Raw genomic sequence first — 17,077 nt, 5'->3', positions numbered from 1 at the left:
TACGACAGATGTCGTCTGCCTGCGAATCAGCCCAGAGTCAGCTGGCCGCAGCGTCCGTCACCGGCGCGCGCTCAGGCGCCCGCGCCGGCCCCGGCTTCGAGGTGCTCGGGCAACTGGTGGCCCATCCGGTCGCGCTTGGTGTCCAGGTACCCGGCGTTCTGTGCCGAGATGCCGACGACGAGCGGCACGAGGGAGTCGACGGTGATGCCGTGCTCCTCGAGCTGGCGGCGCTTCTCCGGGTTGTTGGACAGCAGCCGGACGCGGGTGATCCCGAGGTCGGCGAGGATGCCCGCGGCGCCGCCGTAGGCGCGGGAGTCGGCGGGCAGGCCGAGCGCGAGGTTGGCGTCGAGGGTGTCGAGACCGTCCTCTTGCAGGCGGTAGGCCTTGAGCTTGTTGATGAGACCGATGCCGCGGCCCTCCTGCCCGCGCAGGTAGATGACCACACCGCCCTCGGCGGCGATCGTGTCGAGCGCGGCGTCGAGCTGGGGGCCGCACTCGCACTTCAACGACCCGAAGGCTTCACCGGTCAGGCACTCGGAGTGCACCCGGACGAGTGCCCCGTCGGTGGGCATCGAGCCGTCCGGCAGGGTGCCGATGATCGCGACGTGCTCCGCGCTCGTCACGAGGTCGCGGTAGGCGCGCATCTGGAAGGTGCCGTGGGTGGTCGGCACGTTCGTCGACACCTCGAACTTGACCGGGCTCCCCGGCGTGGGGGAGGTCAGCGCATCGGTCATGGGGTGCTCCGGTCGTTCGTGGGCCCGTCGTTCCCGAGCCCGGGTGTCGCGTGCTGCTGTTGCTGGCGGTGCTGGTTCTGGTGCTGCGGACGGTGCGGTCGGGCTCGGACCAGCAGGTCGGGGCCGAGGCTGGTGGTCGATAGTACGTCCAACCGCCGACGCTCGGAGATGCTTCCCACCCCCAGGTCGTCGAGGGCGACACGGGGTCCGCCGAGCAGCACCGGGGCGAGGTACACCAGGTACTCGTCGACGAGTCCGGCGGCGATGAGCGCCGAGGCGACCGTGGGACCACCCTCGACGAAGACCGAGTGCACGCCGTGCCCGCGCAGGGCACCGAGCGAGGTGGCCAGGTCGTGTCCAGGCAGGGTGACGAGCCCGCGCGGGTGCCGACGGACGGCGGCGTCGGCCGGCACCGGGCGGTCACCGAGCACCACGGCGAGCGGCTGGTCGGCGAGGAGTTCGCCGGCGTCCCCGCGGGCGGTCAGGCTCGGGTCGTCGGCCAGGACGGTGCCGGTGCCGACGAGGATCGCGTCGTGGGCGGCGCGCTGTTCGTGGACGTGCTGCCGTGCGGCGGCGCCGGTGATCCACTTGCTCGTGCCGTCGGCAGCGGCGGCGCGCCCGTCGAGGCTGGAAGCCCACTTCACGGTGACCCACGGTCGGCCGAGCCGGACCGAGAGCAGCCACCGTTCGAGGAACGCCTCGGCCTGGTCGGCCAGGACGCCGGAGACGACCTGGACCCCGGCGGCGCGGAGTCGGTCGGCGCCGCCGTGCACGTCGGCTCCGGGGTCGTCGATCGCGTAGACGACCCGGGCGATCCCGGCGTCGAGCAGTGCCACGGCGCACGGCCCGGTGCGCCCGATGTGGTTGCAGGGTTCGAGGGTGACGACCGCCGTCGCGCCGCGCAGCAGTGCCGGATCGACCTTGGCCATCGCGTCGACCTCGGCGTGCGGGGTGCCGGCGCCCTTGTGCCACCCCTCGGCGAGGACCTCGCCGGCGGGGGAGAGGATCACGGCGCCGACGCGGGCGTGGTCGCCGACGACGGGCCCGAGGGCCGCGAGTTCGAGCCCGCGGCGCATCGCCCGGACCTCGGTGGGTCGTGCCGTGTCGCTCACGGGCCGAGCCTACCGGCGGTGGTTGGGTGACACGTCACCACGGTTGTGAGCGCGTTCAGGCGCTGGGCCACGGGAGCTCGGAGGCGGGTGTGCCGTCGGCGCGTCGCAGTGCGGTCCACGCTGTGGTCGGGCCGCCGTCCCGGTCCGGAACCCGGGCTGCGCCGAGGCCGGTGTACGAGAACCCGGCCGCACGGGCGACTGCCGCCGAGGCCGTGTTGTCCTCGTAGCACTCCCAGTAGACGTCCTGCGCGCCCTGCTCGAACGCCCAGTCGACGACGAGCTGGACGGCGTCGTGCATGAGCCCGGCGCCGCGCGCGGACGGTGCGAGCCAGAACCCGAGGTCACGACCGGCGGTGCGGTAGCTGATGATGCCCGCGAGCCACGTCGAACCGGCCGGTCGGATCGCCCACGTGTACTCGCGGTCCGAGGCCCACCCCGGTCCGACCAGGGCGTCGACGAAGGTCCGGGCATCCTGCTCGCGGTACGGCGTCGGCACCGTCGTCCACCGGACGATCTCCGGGTCCTGGCAGGCCTCGGTGATCGCCGCGGTGTCGGCGCGGGTGGGGAGGTCGAGCCGGACCCGCGCCGACTCGAGCGTGACGGGCTGCACGGTCAGCCGCGCGACCGCGGGACGAACCCGATGCGGTCGTAGACGCGGGCCAGGGTCTCCTGCGCGATCGACTCGGCGCGGTCGGCGCCGACGGCGAGCAGCCGGTCGAGCTCCGCCGGGTCGTCGAGGAGTTCGAGTGTGCGGGCGCGGACCGGTTCGAGCTCGGCCACGACGGCGTCGGCGACCTCGCCCTTCAGGTCGCCGTAGCCCTTGCCGGCGAACGATTCCTCGAGCGCGGCGATCGAGGTGCCGGTGAACGCCGACAGGATCGACAGCAGGTTCGTCACACCGGGCTTTGCCTGGCGGTCGGCCCGGATCTCGCGCTCGGCGTCGGTGACGGCCGACTTGATCTTCTTCGCAGTGCGCTTCGGGTCGTCGAGCAGGCGGATGAGGCCGTTGTCCGACGCTGCGGACTTGCTCATCTTGCTGGTCGGGTCCTGCAGGTCGTAGATGCGCGCGGTCTCGGTCAGGATGCGTGCCTCGGGCGTGACGAAGGTGTCACCGAACCGCGAGTTGAAGCGTCCGGCCAGGTCACGCGTGAGCTCGACGTGCTGGCGCTGGTCGTCGCCGACCGGCACGACCCTGGTGTCGTAGAGCAGGATGTCCGCGGCCATCAGGATCGGGTAGGTGAAGAGCCCGACCGACGCGGCCTCGGCACCCTGGCGTGCCGACTTGTCCTTGAACTGGGTCATCCGGCTCGCCTCGCCGAAGCCGGTCAGGGTGTTCAGCACCCAGGCGAGTTCGGCGTGCGCGGGCACGTGCGACTGCACGAACAGCGTCGCCTTGGACGGGTCGATGCCCGACGCGATGTACTGCGCAGCGGTGGCCCGGGTGTTCGCGCGGAGCTCGGCCGGGTCCTGGGGTGAGGTGATCGCGTGCATGTCGACGACGCAGTAGATGGCGTCGTAGTCGTCGAGCAGGGTCCTCCACTGCATGAGCGCCCCGACGTAGTTGCCGAGGTGCAGTGAGCCGGCGGACGGCTGGATGCCCGAGAAGATGCGGGTCTTGGTCATGGTGGTGCTCCGGTGCGTCAGGTGAAGCGAGAGAAGAGGGGTCAGAGTTCGTAGTCGACGACCACGGGGGCGTGGTCGGACCATCGCTGGTCGTACGCCGCGGCGCGGTCGACCGTGTACTCCGTGACCTTGGCGGCCAGGTCGGGCGTCGCCATCTGGTAGTCGATGCGCCAACCGGTGTCGTTGTCGAACGCCTGCCCGCGCCAGGACCACCACGTGAACGGGCCGTCGACGTCGCCGGCCTGGGCGCGGCCCACGTCGACCCATCCGAGCCCGGGACCCGTGGAGCCGTCGGCGCCCTCGACCGGTTCGCCGTCGGCGCCGAAGAACCGCGAGAAGTAGGCGCGCTCGCGCGGCAGGAAGCCGGCCCGCTTGACGTTGCCCTTCCAGTTCTTGATGTCGCGCTCGTCGTGCCCCACGTTCAGGTCACCGACGACGACCGCGAGCGGGTTGTGCTCGCGGAGCGCCGGCAGCCGCTCGGTCATCGCGTCGAGGAACTTCCACTTCTCGTCCTGCTTGGGGGTGTCGACCTCGCCCGAGTGCACGTACGTGGAGACCACCGTGACGGTCGTCCCGCCGATCTCGTAGTCGGCCTCGAGCCAGCGGCCGGCCGAGTCGAAGTCGTCCGGGCCGAGCGCGACGCGGTGAATCTGAGCGGAGTGTCGAGATGCGATCGCGACGCCGGCCCGGCCCTTCGCGGTCGCCGGGTCGTGCACGATGTCCCAGTCGTCGCCGAGCAGCGCCGCCAGGTCGTCGCTCGACGCGCGCACCTCCTGCAGGGCCAGCACGTCGACGTCGCGGGTGGCGAGCCAGTCGCCCATGCCCTTGCGGAAGGCGGCGCGGACGCCGTTCACGTTGACGGATGCGAGGCGCAGGCGTGTCATGCAGAACACCTTATCGGCGGGTGCCGACAGCCCTCGGTCGTACGATCTGCCCATGACCGTCGTGATGACCGTCGGCGAGCTGCTCGCCGCGTTCCGACCCGTGGCAGCGCAGATGCTCCGTCCGGACGAGTTCCGCTCCGCCCGCTTCTGGGTGAGCCCGCACGGGGACTGGGAACTCGACCACGAGGAGGACGAATTCATCGACAGCTCGATGAGCGTCGTCTGGGAGATCGGGGGCGAGACCCAGGGTACGAGGAGCCTCGTCGAGGACGTCGACGACCTGCCCGGACTCCTCCACGACCTCGCCGACGACCTGCAGGACTTCATCGCCGAGAGCTCCTTCGCCTGGGGCGAGCTGCGCGCGATCCCGCCCATCGCGCCGTAGCGGCGATCGGACGACGGACGGGAGGCCCGTGGCTGCGCAGCCACGGGCCTCCCGTCCGTCTGGTGGTCGCGTGCAGGACGCCACCTGCGCGATCAGGCCGCGTCGTGGTCCGTCTTGAGGAACTCGACCAGGCTGTCCGCCGTGGTCTCGGCGTCGTCGCCCGACACGGTGAGGGTGACCTCGTCGCCGTTCTCGATGCCGAGCCCGAGCAGGGCGAGGATGCTGCCGGCGTTCCCGGACTTGTCGCCCTTGGCGATCGTGACCTGGTGCCCCGACGCCGTCACGGTCTGGACGAAGAGGGATGCGGGGCGAGCGTGCAGGCCGGATGCGCTGGCGACGGTCACGGTGCGGGTGGCTTCGGACATCGATGTACTCCTGTCGATGGGTGGTTGGCTCATGCTAGCGAGCGCTGGGTGGGCGGGAACGGGGCACGGTCAGGGTCGGCCTGGCCAGAAGACCTCGGTGCCGGCGGCCTCGACCTCGCGGACCAGGTCGAGGTTGACGGCGGGGTCGGTGATGATCGTGTCGATCGCGGCGAGCGGGGCGACGCGACCGAACTCCTCGCGGCCGAACTTGGTGTGGTCGGCGAGCAGGATGCTCCGTCGTGCGGACTTGATCATCGCGCTCTTCACGGCGGCCTCGGCCATGTTGTGGGTCGTCAGGCCGCGCTCCGGCGTGATGCCGTTGATGCTGATGAAGGCGACGTCGACGCTGACCATGCCGATGAGCTGGTGCGTCCAGGTGCCGACGCCGGCCAGGGAGTCGCTGCGGATGTTGCCGCCGAGCAGGTGCAGGTCGATGCCCGGGCGGTTCGCGACGGCGGTGGCGACGGGGAGCGAGTGCGTGACGACGGTCAGCCCGCGGTCGGTCGGCAGCAGCTCGGCGAGGCAGATGGTCGAGGTGCCGGCGTCGATCATGATCGAGCCGTTCTCCGGCAGTTCCGCCAGGGCGGCCTCGGCGATGACCATCTTCTCGGTCTGGTTGATCCCGCCGCGGTCGCCGACGCCGGGGTGCAGGGTGATCCGCTCGACGGGGATCGCACCGCCGTGCGCACGACGGACGAGGCCGCGGCGCTCGAGGCTCGTCAGGTCGCGGCGGATGGTCTCGGGCGTGACGGCGAGCAACTCGGCCAGGTCCTTGACGTCCACCCGGCCCTGCGCGCGCGCCTGCTCGACGATGCGCTGGTGGCGTTCTGGTGCGTACATCGGACCTCGTCGTCTCGGGTCGGAACGGAACGGACATGCTCGGGCACGACATGCGCGATGTCGTCCCCTGCGTTCGATCCGCCAGACGCAAACGGGCATCTGTTTCTGTATTTTTATCCCCGGATGTGTTTGTTTGTCAACGCGAAGCGGGGTAGTGTGCTGCTCAGCCGCACGGGCGTGGTCCGTTCCCGTGTCGTGTGCACCGAACGATCCACCCCACCGCAAGCGCGTGTGAGATGAAGGAGTCTCGAATGTCCGAACTGCTCGGCACCGGCGTCGGCCGTGGCGTTGCCCACGGCCCCGTGCTCCGGATGGCTGACCCGCTCGGCGAACCGTCGAAGGACGCCCTGGTGGGCTCGGCCGACGACGCGAAGCAGGCCGTGCACGACGCACTGGCCGCCGTGGCGGACGACCTCAACAAGCGCGGGCAGCTCGCCGGTGGCGACGCCCAGGCCGTGCTCGAGGCCCAGGCGCTCATGGCGCAGGACCCGACGCTCCTCGACGACGTGCACACCCGCATCGACGGCGGCACCAACGCCGAGCGAGCCGTGTACGAGGCGTTCGCCCAGTTCCGCGACCTGCTCGTCGGCATGGGCGGCTACATGGGGGAGCGCGCGGCCGACCTCGACGACGTCGCCCAGCGCATCATCGCCAAGCTCCGCGGCGTGCACGCCCCCGGCGTCCCCGAGTCGGACACCCCCTTCGTCCTCGTCGCCCGCGACCTCGCCCCGGCGGACACCGCGCTGCTCGACCTCGAGAAGGTCCTGGCGCTCGTCACCCGTGACGGCGGCCCGACCTCGCACACCGCGATCCTCGCCCGTGCCAAGGGCATCACCGCCATCGTCGGTGTGACCGGTGCCGACGACCTGGCCGACGGCGTCCACGTCGTCGTCGACGCCGTGGCCGGCACCGTCTCGACCGACCCGTCCGACGCGCTCGTGGCCGAGGTCGACCAGCGCATCGCCGACCGCCTCGCCGCCGCAGCAGCACCGCTCACCGCGGGTGCGCTCGCAGACGGCCACGTCGTGCCCCTGCTCGCGAACCTCGGCAGCCCCGCCGACGCCGCCGGCGCCGTTGCTCTCGGTGCGGAGGGCGTGGGGCTCTTCCGCACCGAGTTCCTCTTCCTCGACTCGCCGAAGGCCCCCACGGTCGACGAGCAGACCGAGTCGTACCGTCAGCTCCTCGCGGCGTTCCCCGGCAAGAAGGTCGTCGTGCGCGCGCTCGACGCGGGCGCCGACAAGCCCCTGCCGTTCCTCACCGACAAGGACGAGGAGAACCCGGCCCTCGGGCGCCGCGGCCTGCGTGCCCTGCGGAACCACCCCGAGGTCCTGCGTGACCAGCTCACCGCGCTCGCGCAGGCCGACGCCGCGACCGAGGCCGACCTGTGGGTCATGGCCCCGATGGTCGCCGACGCCGAGGAGACCGAGTACTTCGTCACCCTGGCCCGCGAACTCGGCATCCGCACCGCGGGTGTCATGGCCGAGGTGCCGTCGCTCGCGCTGATGGCCGAGCAGGTGTTCCAGAACGCCGACTTCGTGTCGATCGGCACGAACGACCTGACCCAGTACACGATGGCCGCCGACCGCATGCTCGGCACCGTCGCGTCCTACCAGGACCCGTGGCACCCCGCCGTCCTGCGCCTCGTCGCGCAGCTCGGCACCGCGGGCGCCACCGCCGGCAAGGCCGTCGGGATCTGCGGCGAGGCAGCAGCCGACCCGCTGCTCGCCGTCGTCCTGGTCGGTCTCGGCGCCACCACCCTCTCGATGACCCCCGCGGCCCTGGCCGACGTGCGCGCCGAACTCGGTCGCTACACGCTCGAACAGGCCCGCGAGATGGCGACGGCGGCACTCGCCGCGAGCACGGCGGCGGCCGCGAAGTCCGCTGCCGCGGCCGCGACGCACGCCGCCTGAACCACCACCCCCAGCACCACCCCTCCCATCACCACGCAGCAGCTCCACCACACAGAAAGTCACCGCACATGACAACGTCGTCCGTTGCAGCGCCCGACGCACCCGCGAAGTCGCGGGGCGGCGCACGCGTCGCCGTTCAGAAGTTCGGCACGTTCCTCTCCGGCATGGTCATGCCCAACATCGCGATCTTCATCGCGTGGGGCATCATCACGGCCTTCTTCATCCCGGACGGCTGGACGCCGGTCGCGGCGCTCGGCGGTTCCCGCGACGGGAGCGTCGTCGGCGTCGTCGGCCCGATCCTGACGTACCTCATCCCGCTCGCGATCGCGATCCAGGGTGGCCGCATGGTCTACGAGACCCGCGGTGCCGTCGTCGGTTCGATCTTCGCGATGGGTGTCATCCTCGGCTCCGGTACCACGATGATCCTCGGCGCGATGATCTGTGGCCCCCTCGGCGCCTACCTGGTCAAGCAGATGGACCGCCTGTGGGACGGCAAGATCAAGCCGGGCTTCGAGATGCTGGTCAACAACTACTCCGCGGGCATCCTCGGGTTCGGGTTGTTCCTGGCCGGGTTCTTCTGGCTGTCGAAGGTCTTCACCGGTATCGCCGACGCGCTCGGTGTCGCGGTGGAGTTCCTCATCACGCACTCCCTCCTGCCCCTGGCCAGCGTCTTCATCGAGCCGGCCAAGGTGTTCTTCCTGAACAACGCCATCAACCACGGTGTGCTCGACCAGCTCGGCGTCGACCAGGTCAAGGAGTCGGGCAAGTCGATCCTCTTCCTGCTCGAGGCGAACCCCGGTCCGGGCCTCGGCATCCTGCTCGCCTTCTCCTTCTTCGGCATGGGCATCGCCCGTTCGACCGCTCCCGGCGCGATCATCATCCAGTTCTTCGGTGGCATCCACGAGATCTACTTCCCGTACGTGCTGCAGAAGCCGGTCCTGTTCATCGCCGTCATCCTCGGTGGTGGCACCGGCGTGCTGACGAACGTCATCTTCAACTCGGGCCTGACCGCTCCGGCGTCTCCGGGCTCGATCATCGCGGTGCTCGGCAACACGCCCCGTGACAGCTTCGTCGGCGTCATCCTGTCGGTCGTGTTCTCGGCGGCGGTGACGTTCGCGGTCGCCGCGTTCTTCCTCCTCGCCACCCGCAAGCGCGACCGCGCCGCAGGCAACGACGGAGACATGAGCGCCGCCATGGCGAAGCTCCAGGCCAACAAGGGCCGCGACGTCAACGCGGCGACCGCCGGTCTGCTCGGCAACAACTCCCCGGCCAACGAGGAAGAGGCCGAGGCCTCCCTCGGCGGCGTCGGCTCGGCGAGCACGGCGACGGCGACGAAGGTCCAGAACCTGGTCTTCGCCTGCGACGCCGGCATGGGCTCGAGCGCGATGGGCGCCAGCGTCCTGCGCAACAAGATCAAGAAGGCGGGCATCGAAGGGGTCACGGTCTCCAACAAGGCGATCGCGAACCTGTCCGGTGACGAGGACCTGATCATCACGCAGGAAGAACTGACGGACCGCGCGAAGCAGAAGAACCCGAACGCGCAGCACGTGTCGGTCGGCAACTTCATGAACGCTCCGCAGTACGACCAGGTCGTCGAGCAGCTGAAGAACCAGTAACGCCACAACCAGTAACGAAGTGCAGTATCGGAGGGGACGGGGCTGACCCGTCCCCTCCATCTCGTCCTCAACACAAGGAGAACCCCCGATGCCCGTCCTGCAGGAGAGCCAGATCCGCATCCACACCGAGGACACCGCGCCGACCAAGTCGGAAGCGATGAAGGAGGCGGCCGAGATCCTCGAGGCTGCGGGCGCGGTCACGGCCGACTACTACCCGGCCATGCTCGAGCGTGAGAAGAGCGTGTCCACCTACATGGGCAACTTCCTCGCCATCCCGCACGGTACCAACGACGCGAAGGACGCCATCAAGTCGTCCGCCCTGTCGTTCATCCGCTACGCCAGCCCGATCGACTGGGACGGCAACCCCGTGCGCTTCGTCGTCGGCATCGCCGGCGTGAACAACGAGCACCTCGACATCCTGTCGAAGATCGCGATCGTGTTCTCCGACGAGGACGAGGTCCAGAAGCTCACCGACGCCGCCGACACCGCCGCGATCCTGTCGATCCTCGGCGAGGTCAACGAGTGAGCACCAGCACCGCCGTCCACTTCGGCGCCGGCAACATCGGCCGCGGCTTCGTCGGGCTCCTGCTCCACGAAGCCGGGTACGAGGTCGTCTTCGCCGACGTCGCCGCCCCGCTCATCGACGCCCTGGCCGCAGCCGACTCGTACACCGTGCACGAGGTCGGGGCCGGCGCCCAGGACCACGAGGTCACGAACTTCCGCGCACTGAACAGCGCGCAGGACGAGGACGGCGTGGTCGCCGAGATCGCGACCGCAGCGATCGTCACGTGCGCCGTGGGCCCGAACGTCCTGAGGTTCATCGCCCCGGTCATCGCGCGCGCGCTCGTCGCCCGTGACGCGGACGCCGCACCGATCGCCGTCATGGCGTGCGAGAACGCGCTGAACGCCACGGACCGGCTGCGCGAGTTCATCGTCGCCGCCCTGCCCGAGGACGGCCGCGACGCCGCCCTGGCCAAGGCCGTCTTCGCGAACACCGCCGTCGACCGCATCGTGCCCGCACAGCCCGAGGGCGGCGGACTCGACGTCACCGTCGAGACCTACTACGAGTGGGCCATCGACCGCACGCCGTTCGCTGGGAACGAGCCGGAGATCCCCGGCGCGCACTACGTCGACGGCCTCGCCGCATCGATCGAGCGCAAGCTCTTCACGGTGAACACCGGGCACGCCACCGTCGCGTACCACGGCTTCGTCGCCCGGGCCGACAAGATCTCGGACGCCATCGCGATCCCCGCCGTGCGCTCCGAGCTCGAATCCGTGCTCGCCGAGACGAGCGACCTGCTCATCCGCCGGCACGAGCTCGACCCCGAGGTGCACCGCGCGTACGTGCAGGCGATCATCGGCCGGTTCGAGAACCCGCACCTGCCCGACACGGTGACCCGCGTCGGCCGCCAGCCGCTCCGCAAGCTGTCGCGCGACGAGCGGTTCGTCTCGCCCGCCGCCGCGCTGGCCGAGGACGGCACGGAGCCGACGGCGCTGCTGGACGCGATGGGTGCGGCACTCCGCTTCGACGTCGCGGACGACGAGCAGAGCGTCGAACTGCAGGCGCTGCTGGCGTCGGACGCGTCCGACGCGGACGTCGCCACGCAGATCACCGGTCTCGCTGCGGAGCACCCGCTGCACGCTGCGTTCACCGAGCGGATCCGGTCCGCGCGCGCCTGACGACGTCAGCACCGACGAACGGGAGGCCCGTCACCAGCTGGTGACGGGCCTCCCGTTCGTCCACCGGTCGCGGCTACCAGCCCAGGGCCGTGAGCAGACCGGACACCGTCGTGATCGTGGTGTCGCTGATCGCTCCCACCTGGACCCGACCGGGACGGCCGAGCGCGCGGTCGGCGCGCAGCACGAGGACCGCCGAGACCCCGGTGTCGCTCAGCCGACGGGTGTCCACCGGATTTTGCGCCGCGCCGCGGTCCACGAGCACCACGACCGATCGCCCGATGAGGGTCGGGTCCGGAGCATCGGCGATGGACGCGAGCGCTGCCCGGACGTCCGCCGCACCGTCGGCGGTGGCCCGCCCGACCACGACGAGGGAGTTCTCCGGCGTCGCCGCGAGGACGGCGGCAGGGCCGACGTGCGCCCCCATGTCGTGCACCGTCACGCGTGAGGTGGCCGGTTGCAGGGTGGGGAGTCGTGCGGCGAGCTCGCCACCGGAGTGGTCCGTCGCCTGGACCACCACGCCGAGACGTCCGCCGACCGCATCGGCGAGGAGTGCCGCGACGGTCGTCGTGCCGGTGCCGCCGGCGACCCCGGCGACGAGCACGGTCCGGGCGCGCTGCGCGGCTGCCCGCCGCGAGCCGGGCATGGGCGGCAACGGAGCCGAGGTCGGGGGTGTGGTGCTCACGCGCCGTCCTCCACGAGGAGCTGGGCATCGATCGACGCTGCGAAGGCCTGGACGATCGCGACACCGACCTCGCCCGTCGGCCCCCACGGAACCCAGGCCTCGGTCCACCAGACGGGCGCGGCGCGCGTCGCCCACGGGGCGAGTCGTGCGATCTCGGCGGCGTTCTCGACACGCTCGGGCATCTGGACACTCAGGACGGCCCGCCCGCGGTCGTCGACGATCTCGGTGACCACGCGGTCGAGCGTTCGCACCCGCAGATCCGGCGCGATCTTCGCTCCGGCCTCGACCAGTGCGAGCGACGAGGGCGCCGCAGCGGACAGGATGTTCACCTCACGGGGCATCGACGGCTCCCTTCGGGTCGAGCACGGTCGTCTGACCGGCGGGGTCGGCCTGCGCCGGGGCAACGGTCGTCGCCGTGGGGAAGTGGGCGACCTGTACGATGCGCGGGGGCGTCCCGCGTCGGACGAGACGCCCACGGCCGGGCGGGAACTGCTCCGCGTAGACCTTCGGGAACACCTGCCCCTCCGACCGTTCGCCGCTCAGCACGAGCCCGGTCGCACCCGAGTCGCGGATCGACTGGATCACGGTGTCGTACATCGCGCGTGCCGCACCGGCGACGGGCCGCGTGAGCACGACGTGGAGTCCGAGGTCACGCGCCGACGGCAGGTACGGCATGAGGGGCGCGAGCGGGTCGGTGCCGGCCGAGGCGACGATGTCGTAGTCGTCGACGAGCACCACGATGCGGGGCCGTGGTCCGGTGGACGTGCCGGCGGCGCGCTGCTCGAGCTCCGCGGCGATGGCCGCGGCGAGCCCCCGGGCGTCCCGGCCGTTCGCCGCGTGCCCGCCGAGGAAGTCGTCAGGCGTCCCGGCCGCAGCGCTGCCGCGGACGTCCATGAAGGCGAGGACGAGCTCGTCCGGCGTCGAACGTTCCATGAACCCGGCCGCCAGCCCCCGGAGGAGCGCGGTCTTGCCACTGGCCGTGTCACCGAACACCAGCAGGTGCTGGTCGACGGCAGGGTCGAAGGCCACGAAGTCCATCGTGTCCTGGCGGAGCGCGAACGGGACCGTCGTCGGGGTGTCGAGCGGGTCCGGGAGCTCGGCGGGGTCGAACGACTCCGGCAGCAGGCGGATCGGCGCGGCAGCCGGACCGCCCCAGCTGTCGGCGACCCGCTGCGCGAGGGCGCCGAGCTCGTCGCCGACCACACCGTCCTCCACGTCGTCGAGCACCGGCAGGGCAACCTGGCCGAACAACTCGCCGTCGGTGAGGACTCGACCGGGCTCGCCGGACTTCAGGGTCGCCGCGGCAGCGCGGGCGATCGTGGAGTCGGCCGGGTCGTTGAGGCGCAGTTCGAACCGCTGGCCGATCAGTGGCTGGCTCGCGAGCCGGAGTTCGTTCCACCGGGTGAGCCCGAGGACGACGTGGATGCCGAAGCTGCCGCCGCGCTGGAGCAGGTCGGCGAAGGCGTCCTCGAGCTCCTCGAACTCGGTGCGCATCACGCCGAACCCGTCGACGAGGAGCACCACGTCCGCCGATCCCAGTTCGGGGACACGGCCGGCGGCGTGCCGGGTGCGGAGCATCGCGAGTGAGTCGATGCCGTGGTCGCGGAACACCCGTTCGCGCAGGCGGATCATCGCCTGCAGCTCCTCGACCAGCCGGAGCAGGCGGTTCCGGTCAGCACGCGTGGCGACACCGCCGACGTGCGGGAAGCCCTCGATGCGACCGAGGCCGCCGCCGGCGAGGTCCATCCCGTAGACGCTGACCTGGCGGGGCGTCGTGGTCAGCGCGATCGATGCGGCCAGCGTGCGGAGGAACGTGGTCCGGCCGGATCCGGGTGCTCCGATGACGGCGACGTGTCCGCCGCCCCGCGTGAGGTCCAGCATCCACGGCCGCTGTCGCTGCCGCGCGGGGTCGTCGAGCAGGCCGATCGGCACCGTGACCCCGGTCGGGTCGGAGACGGCGTTGGGGTCGAGGACGGCGCCGAGTGCGAGACGCGTCGGCAGCGGCGGCAGCCACACCGGCGTGGTGTCGCGGTCGCCGCGGTCGAGGCGTTCGACGGCCTCGTCGACGACGCTCCGCCCGACGTCGGGTGCCTCGAGCGTGACCTCACCGGGTGCGTCGTCCTCGGCCGCCAGCGTGTTGTAGACGGGCAGCTCGAACGGCTCGGGGGCGGTGTCCGCGGACGACGTGGTGACGGCCGACGCGGGAGCGGCGTCCTCGACCGGGCCGGACACGTAGCCGGATCGGAACCGCGTGTACACGCTCGTGTCCACCTTGAGGTAGCCGTAGCCGGGCACGGCGGGCAGGTGGAACGCGTCGCCCGTGTCGAGCACGACCTGGCTCTCGGCTTCGGAGAACGTGCGCAGGCCGAGCCGGTAGGACAGGTACGTGTCGAGGCCGCGGAGCTTGCCGGCTTCGATGCGCTGGCTCGACAGCAGCAGGTGCACGCCGATCGATCGTCCGATGCGCCCGATCATGAGGAGCAGGTCGACGAACTCGGGTTCCGCGGTGAGCAGCTCGCCGAACTCGTCGATGACGAGCACGAGGTGCGGCATCGGCGGCAGGTCCGGTCGCTGGGTGCGGAGTTCCCGGTAGTGCGTGATGGAGGGCGCCGATCCGGCGTCGCGCAGCATCTCCTGGCGCCGTCGGACCTCGCCGGCGATCGACGCCCGAGCACGCCGGGTGAGCTGCGGGTCGTCGGCGAGGTTGTCGATGAGACCCGCGACGTGCGGGAGGCGGGCGAACGGGGCGAACGCGGCACCGCCCTTGTAGTCGACGAGGATCATCGCGAGGTCCTCCGGCGGGTGCGACACCGCGAGGCCGAGCACGAGGGTGCGGAGCATCTCGCTCTTGCCGGATCCGGTCGCACCGATGCAGATACCGTGCGGCCCCATGCCGAGCTGCGCCGACTCCTTGAGGTCGAGCAGCAGCGGAGCGCCGAAGTCGTCGACACCGATCGGTACGCGCAGGAAGTCCCGCGGGGCTCGGGGGCGCCAGGTGCGGTCCGGGTCGATCGTGGCGACGTCGTCGACCCCGAGCAGGTCCGAGACGCCGATGGCGGCCGACGACTCGGCACGCTGCTCGGTGTCGGCGGACAGTCGGAGGGGTGCGAGCGCTCGCGCGACGGCGGTGACGAGGGGCGGGGCGACGGGGTCGCAGACGGCGAGCTGGACCGGAGCGGGCTCACCTTCCTCGACGTCGCGGGCGTCGACGATCTCGAGGAGCGTCGTGCGTGCACCGGATGCGGCGCCCGTGCCACGGTCGGCACCCGGGGCGTCCGACCTCGCAGTCACCCGTACCCGGACGTCCGACGGTTCGTGCAGCCGGTCGGCGACGAGGTGCACGACCGTGATCCGGAGGTCCTCCGGCCGGGTCTCGCCCTCGGGGAGCGCGAGTGGAACGGCGACGGCGCCGTGCTCGTCCGCGAACACCACCAGGCGCGGCAGGTCGCTGCGCTTGGCCGAGTCACCGGACCGCCGGTACATCGCGGCGGTCCGGGCGCGTTCGCCCAGCTCGCCGGCGAGGGTGCGGGCGAGCGCCGGGACGTCCTCGGCGACCCGGCGCGCGCGCAGCGGCCCGTCGAAGGTGCGGTCCATCCGCGCGTGCGGGAGCAGGTCGAACCAGTCCCAGTCATCGGCGCGCGCCGCCGGGAACGCCGCGGCGAGGTGCAGGTCGTCCGGGGCGTGCAGCGCTGCGAGCTGCACGACGAGTGCCCGTGCGACCTCGAGCACGGCGTCGCGGTCGCCGACGACCGAGACGTCCCCGGCGCCGTCGAGTCGGACTGCGATGGGCATGGCGTGCACGGTGCCGTAGTGTTCGGCGACCTGCTCGAGCTCGGCGAGCATGAGCGGGTCGAGCGGCTGCACCGGGTTCTGGTCGGGCGGCACGGCGAGGTCGAGCCACCCCACGTCACCTGATCCGACGCGGACCCGCAGGAAGTCGCCGTGCGTGCGCCGCCGTTCCCAGAGGCGTGCCGGGTCACCGACGAGACGGGGGAGGGTGTCGGGCGAGGGGTCGACGTGCTCGGCCCGTTCCCGGACGGCGGTCGTGCGCGTCCGCAGGTCGCCGCGCAGTTCCTCGAGGTAGTCGAGGTACCGCTCGCGCTGCGTCCGCCGGTTCCGGACGGCGTTGCCCCGCTGGGTGAAGGCCATGCCGAGGCCGCCGACGAGGGCGACCACGAAGACCAGGGCGGCGACGACCATGAGCACCGGGTTGTTGCCCCGGAGCACGACCATCATCACGACCGACGAGATCGCACCGACGACCGGCAGCAGCGACTGCAGCGGGAGGCCGCCACTCGGCCCCTCCGGGAGCTGCGGTGGCGGGGCGAGTTGCTCGGCCTCGGGACGGACGAGCGGGGTGGAGACCCGGGCGGGCCGGTGCACGACGCGGTTCACCGGGCGACCTCCGGGGTCGTGCGGCTGGTGCGACGGTCGACCGCGGCGTCGACGAGCGCTGCCGTCAGGTGGATGAGCGCGATCCGCGAGGCCGTGGGGCGTTCGCCGCCCCCGGCGACGCTCGGGTCGCCCGGGATCGGGTGGACGGCGTGCCCGGGCCACCGGACGGCGGTGCGCGCGGCCCGGAGGCCAGCCCCCGTGGTGTCGACCGGGACGACCAGGACGCGCGTGTCCGGTGCGTGCCGCCGGACGGCGTCGGCGTGGGCGACGCCCTCCTCGATTGCGGGGCGGTCCGGGCCGGTGACGAGGGCGACGACGTGGGCATCGGCAGCCACGGCGCCGAGGTCGACGAACGGGCTCCTGGACCCCCAGTCCCCGACGACGACGTCGAAGAACCGCGCGATCGGTTCGACGGCGTCGGTCCACTCGGCGGGTGCGGCCTGTCGGCTCGGGAGGCGCGGGTCGCCGATCCGCAGCACGTGCAGTCCGGGCGGGGTCACCGCCAGACCGTCGGTCGCGTCCCAGGACGTCCGGGCGGCGTCGCGGCGCTCGGACCGCGGCGTCGGGTCCGTCCGGTCGGCGCCGGCGTGGGTGGCGAACGAGCGCAGCCCGGCGGCACCGTCCACGCCGAGCACCCGTCCGGAGCGACGACGGGCGAGCACGGTCGCCACGGCTGCCGCGGTCACGGAGCAGCCGGTGCCGCCCCGGAGCGAGGCGAACGCGATGCGCCGACTGGTGGGAACGGCCTGCCGGATGGCCCGGTGCGCATCGTCGAGCTCGCGTGCACCACCGGCCACGCTGCCGAAGAACGCCCGCCCGAGCGCGGGGACGACGTCGTCGAGGAGCCGCAT

The 17,077-nt window shown here is 71.8% G+C and carries 15 protein-coding genes and 1 pseudogene; 5 read left to right on the top strand and 11 right to left on the bottom strand.

Translation table 11 applies throughout. From position 1 onward, the window contains the following. Nucleotides 1-71: 71 nt before the first annotated feature. From ribA to ABRP24_RS14990, 5 genes and pseudogenes are all read right to left on the bottom strand, one after another. A pseudogene (gene ribA / locus ABRP24_RS15010) lies at nt 72-701 on the bottom strand (GTP cyclohydrolase II); the annotation flags it as partial. Nucleotides 702-730: 29 nt separating this feature from the next. Beyond that, complete coding sequence (ribD, locus tag ABRP24_RS15005) at nt 731-1,810, bottom strand: bifunctional diaminohydroxyphosphoribosylaminopyrimidine deaminase/5-amino-6-(5-phosphoribosylamino)uracil reductase RibD (protein WP_349849125.1); 1,080 nt, start codon at nt 1,808-1,810, stop codon at nt 731-733. Between the two features lie 91 nt (nt 1,811-1,901). Next, nucleotides 1,902-2,456 carry a GNAT family N-acetyltransferase gene (locus tag ABRP24_RS15000; protein WP_176709058.1) on the bottom strand — a complete coding sequence of 185 codons (555 nt, stop codon included), beginning with the start codon at nt 2,454-2,456 and terminating at the stop codon, nt 1,902-1,904. A gap of 2 nt (nt 2,457-2,458) precedes the next feature. Next, nucleotides 2,459-3,469, bottom strand: coding sequence for a tryptophan--tRNA ligase (gene trpS / locus ABRP24_RS14995; RefSeq protein ID WP_071244338.1), 1,011 nt, complete (start codon nt 3,467-3,469; stop codon nt 2,459-2,461). A gap of 41 nt (nt 3,470-3,510) precedes the next feature. Next, nucleotides 3,511-4,353, bottom strand: a complete 843-nt coding sequence (locus tag ABRP24_RS14990; RefSeq protein WP_349849029.1) for an exodeoxyribonuclease III — start codon at nt 4,351-4,353, stop codon at nt 3,511-3,513. 52 nt (nt 4,354-4,405) lie between these two features. Between ABRP24_RS14990 and ABRP24_RS14985 the strand changes: the two genes are divergently transcribed. Further along, the gene (locus ABRP24_RS14985; protein ID WP_027466422.1) at nt 4,406-4,738 is read left to right on the top strand and encodes a hypothetical protein; all 333 of its coding nucleotides are present in this window, start codon (nt 4,406-4,408) and stop codon (nt 4,736-4,738) included. A 92-nt stretch (nt 4,739-4,830) separates the two neighbouring features. On the opposite strand, the gene ABRP24_RS14980 is transcribed toward ABRP24_RS14985, so the two are convergent. Further along, nucleotides 4,831-5,103: an HPr family phosphocarrier protein gene (locus tag ABRP24_RS14980; RefSeq protein WP_022905912.1), complete on the bottom strand. Its 273-nt coding sequence runs from the start codon at nt 5,101-5,103 to the stop codon at nt 4,831-4,833. Between the two features lie 69 nt (nt 5,104-5,172). Next, nucleotides 5,173-5,943: a DeoR/GlpR family DNA-binding transcription regulator gene (locus tag ABRP24_RS14975; RefSeq protein ID WP_027466423.1), complete on the bottom strand. Its 771-nt coding sequence runs from the start codon at nt 5,941-5,943 to the stop codon at nt 5,173-5,175. 251 nt (nt 5,944-6,194) lie between these two features. Here ABRP24_RS14975 and ptsP point away from each other — a divergent pair, with 251 nt between their 5' ends. The 4 genes from ptsP to ABRP24_RS14955 all read left to right on the top strand — a co-directional run bounded on the left by ptsP (nt 6,195) and on the right by ABRP24_RS14955 (nt 11,149). Further along, entirely contained in the window at nt 6,195-7,853 is a 1,659-nt protein-coding gene (gene ptsP / locus ABRP24_RS14970) for a phosphoenolpyruvate--protein phosphotransferase (RefSeq protein ID WP_027466424.1), read from the top strand. A 68-nt stretch (nt 7,854-7,921) separates the two neighbouring features. Next, nucleotides 7,922-9,469: a PTS mannitol transporter subunit IICB gene (locus tag ABRP24_RS14965; RefSeq protein ID WP_027466425.1), complete on the top strand. Its 1,548-nt coding sequence runs from the start codon at nt 7,922-7,924 to the stop codon at nt 9,467-9,469. Nucleotides 9,470-9,557: 88 nt separating this feature from the next. Next, nucleotides 9,558-9,995: a PTS sugar transporter subunit IIA gene (locus tag ABRP24_RS14960; protein WP_071244331.1), complete on the top strand. Its 438-nt coding sequence runs from the start codon at nt 9,558-9,560 to the stop codon at nt 9,993-9,995. Further along, entirely contained in the window at nt 9,992-11,149 is a 1,158-nt protein-coding gene (locus ABRP24_RS14955; RefSeq protein WP_349849025.1) for a mannitol-1-phosphate 5-dehydrogenase, read from the top strand. Before ABRP24_RS14960 ends, ABRP24_RS14955 begins: the two co-directional genes overlap by 4 nt. Before the next feature lie 73 nt (nt 11,150-11,222). On the opposite strand, the gene ABRP24_RS14950 is transcribed toward ABRP24_RS14955, so the two are convergent. Genes ABRP24_RS14950 through ABRP24_RS14935 form a run of 4 tightly spaced genes read right to left on the bottom strand, consistent with a single transcriptional unit; the run spans nt 11,223 to nt 17,077 of the window. Continuing rightward, nucleotides 11,223-11,831 carry a hypothetical protein gene (locus tag ABRP24_RS14950; RefSeq protein WP_176709055.1) on the bottom strand — a complete coding sequence of 203 codons (609 nt, stop codon included), beginning with the start codon at nt 11,829-11,831 and terminating at the stop codon, nt 11,223-11,225. Continuing rightward, on the bottom strand, nt 11,828-12,172 hold the full coding sequence (locus tag ABRP24_RS14945; RefSeq protein WP_232749984.1) for a hypothetical protein: 345 nt from the start codon (nt 12,170-12,172) through the stop codon (nt 11,828-11,830). Before ABRP24_RS14945 ends, ABRP24_RS14950 begins: the two co-directional genes overlap by 4 nt. Continuing rightward, nucleotides 12,162-16,226 (bottom strand): type VII secretion protein EccCa, encoded by a 4,065-nt coding sequence (gene eccCa / locus ABRP24_RS14940; protein WP_349849022.1) that lies wholly within the window; start codon nt 16,224-16,226, stop codon nt 12,162-12,164. Before eccCa ends, ABRP24_RS14945 begins: the two co-directional genes overlap by 11 nt. Further along, nucleotides 16,223-17,077, bottom strand: coding sequence for a hypothetical protein (locus tag ABRP24_RS14935; RefSeq protein ID WP_349849020.1), 855 nt, complete (start codon nt 17,075-17,077; stop codon nt 16,223-16,225). Before ABRP24_RS14935 ends, eccCa begins: the two co-directional genes overlap by 4 nt.

It is taken from the genome of Curtobacterium sp. WHRI 8282, assembly GCF_040223925.2.
GTDB lineage: Bacteria > Actinomycetota > Actinomycetes > Actinomycetales > Microbacteriaceae > Curtobacterium > Curtobacterium flaccumfaciens.
Note: the sequence above shows the minus strand (reverse complement) of the source record. Positions and strands in the feature narration are given on the sequence as shown.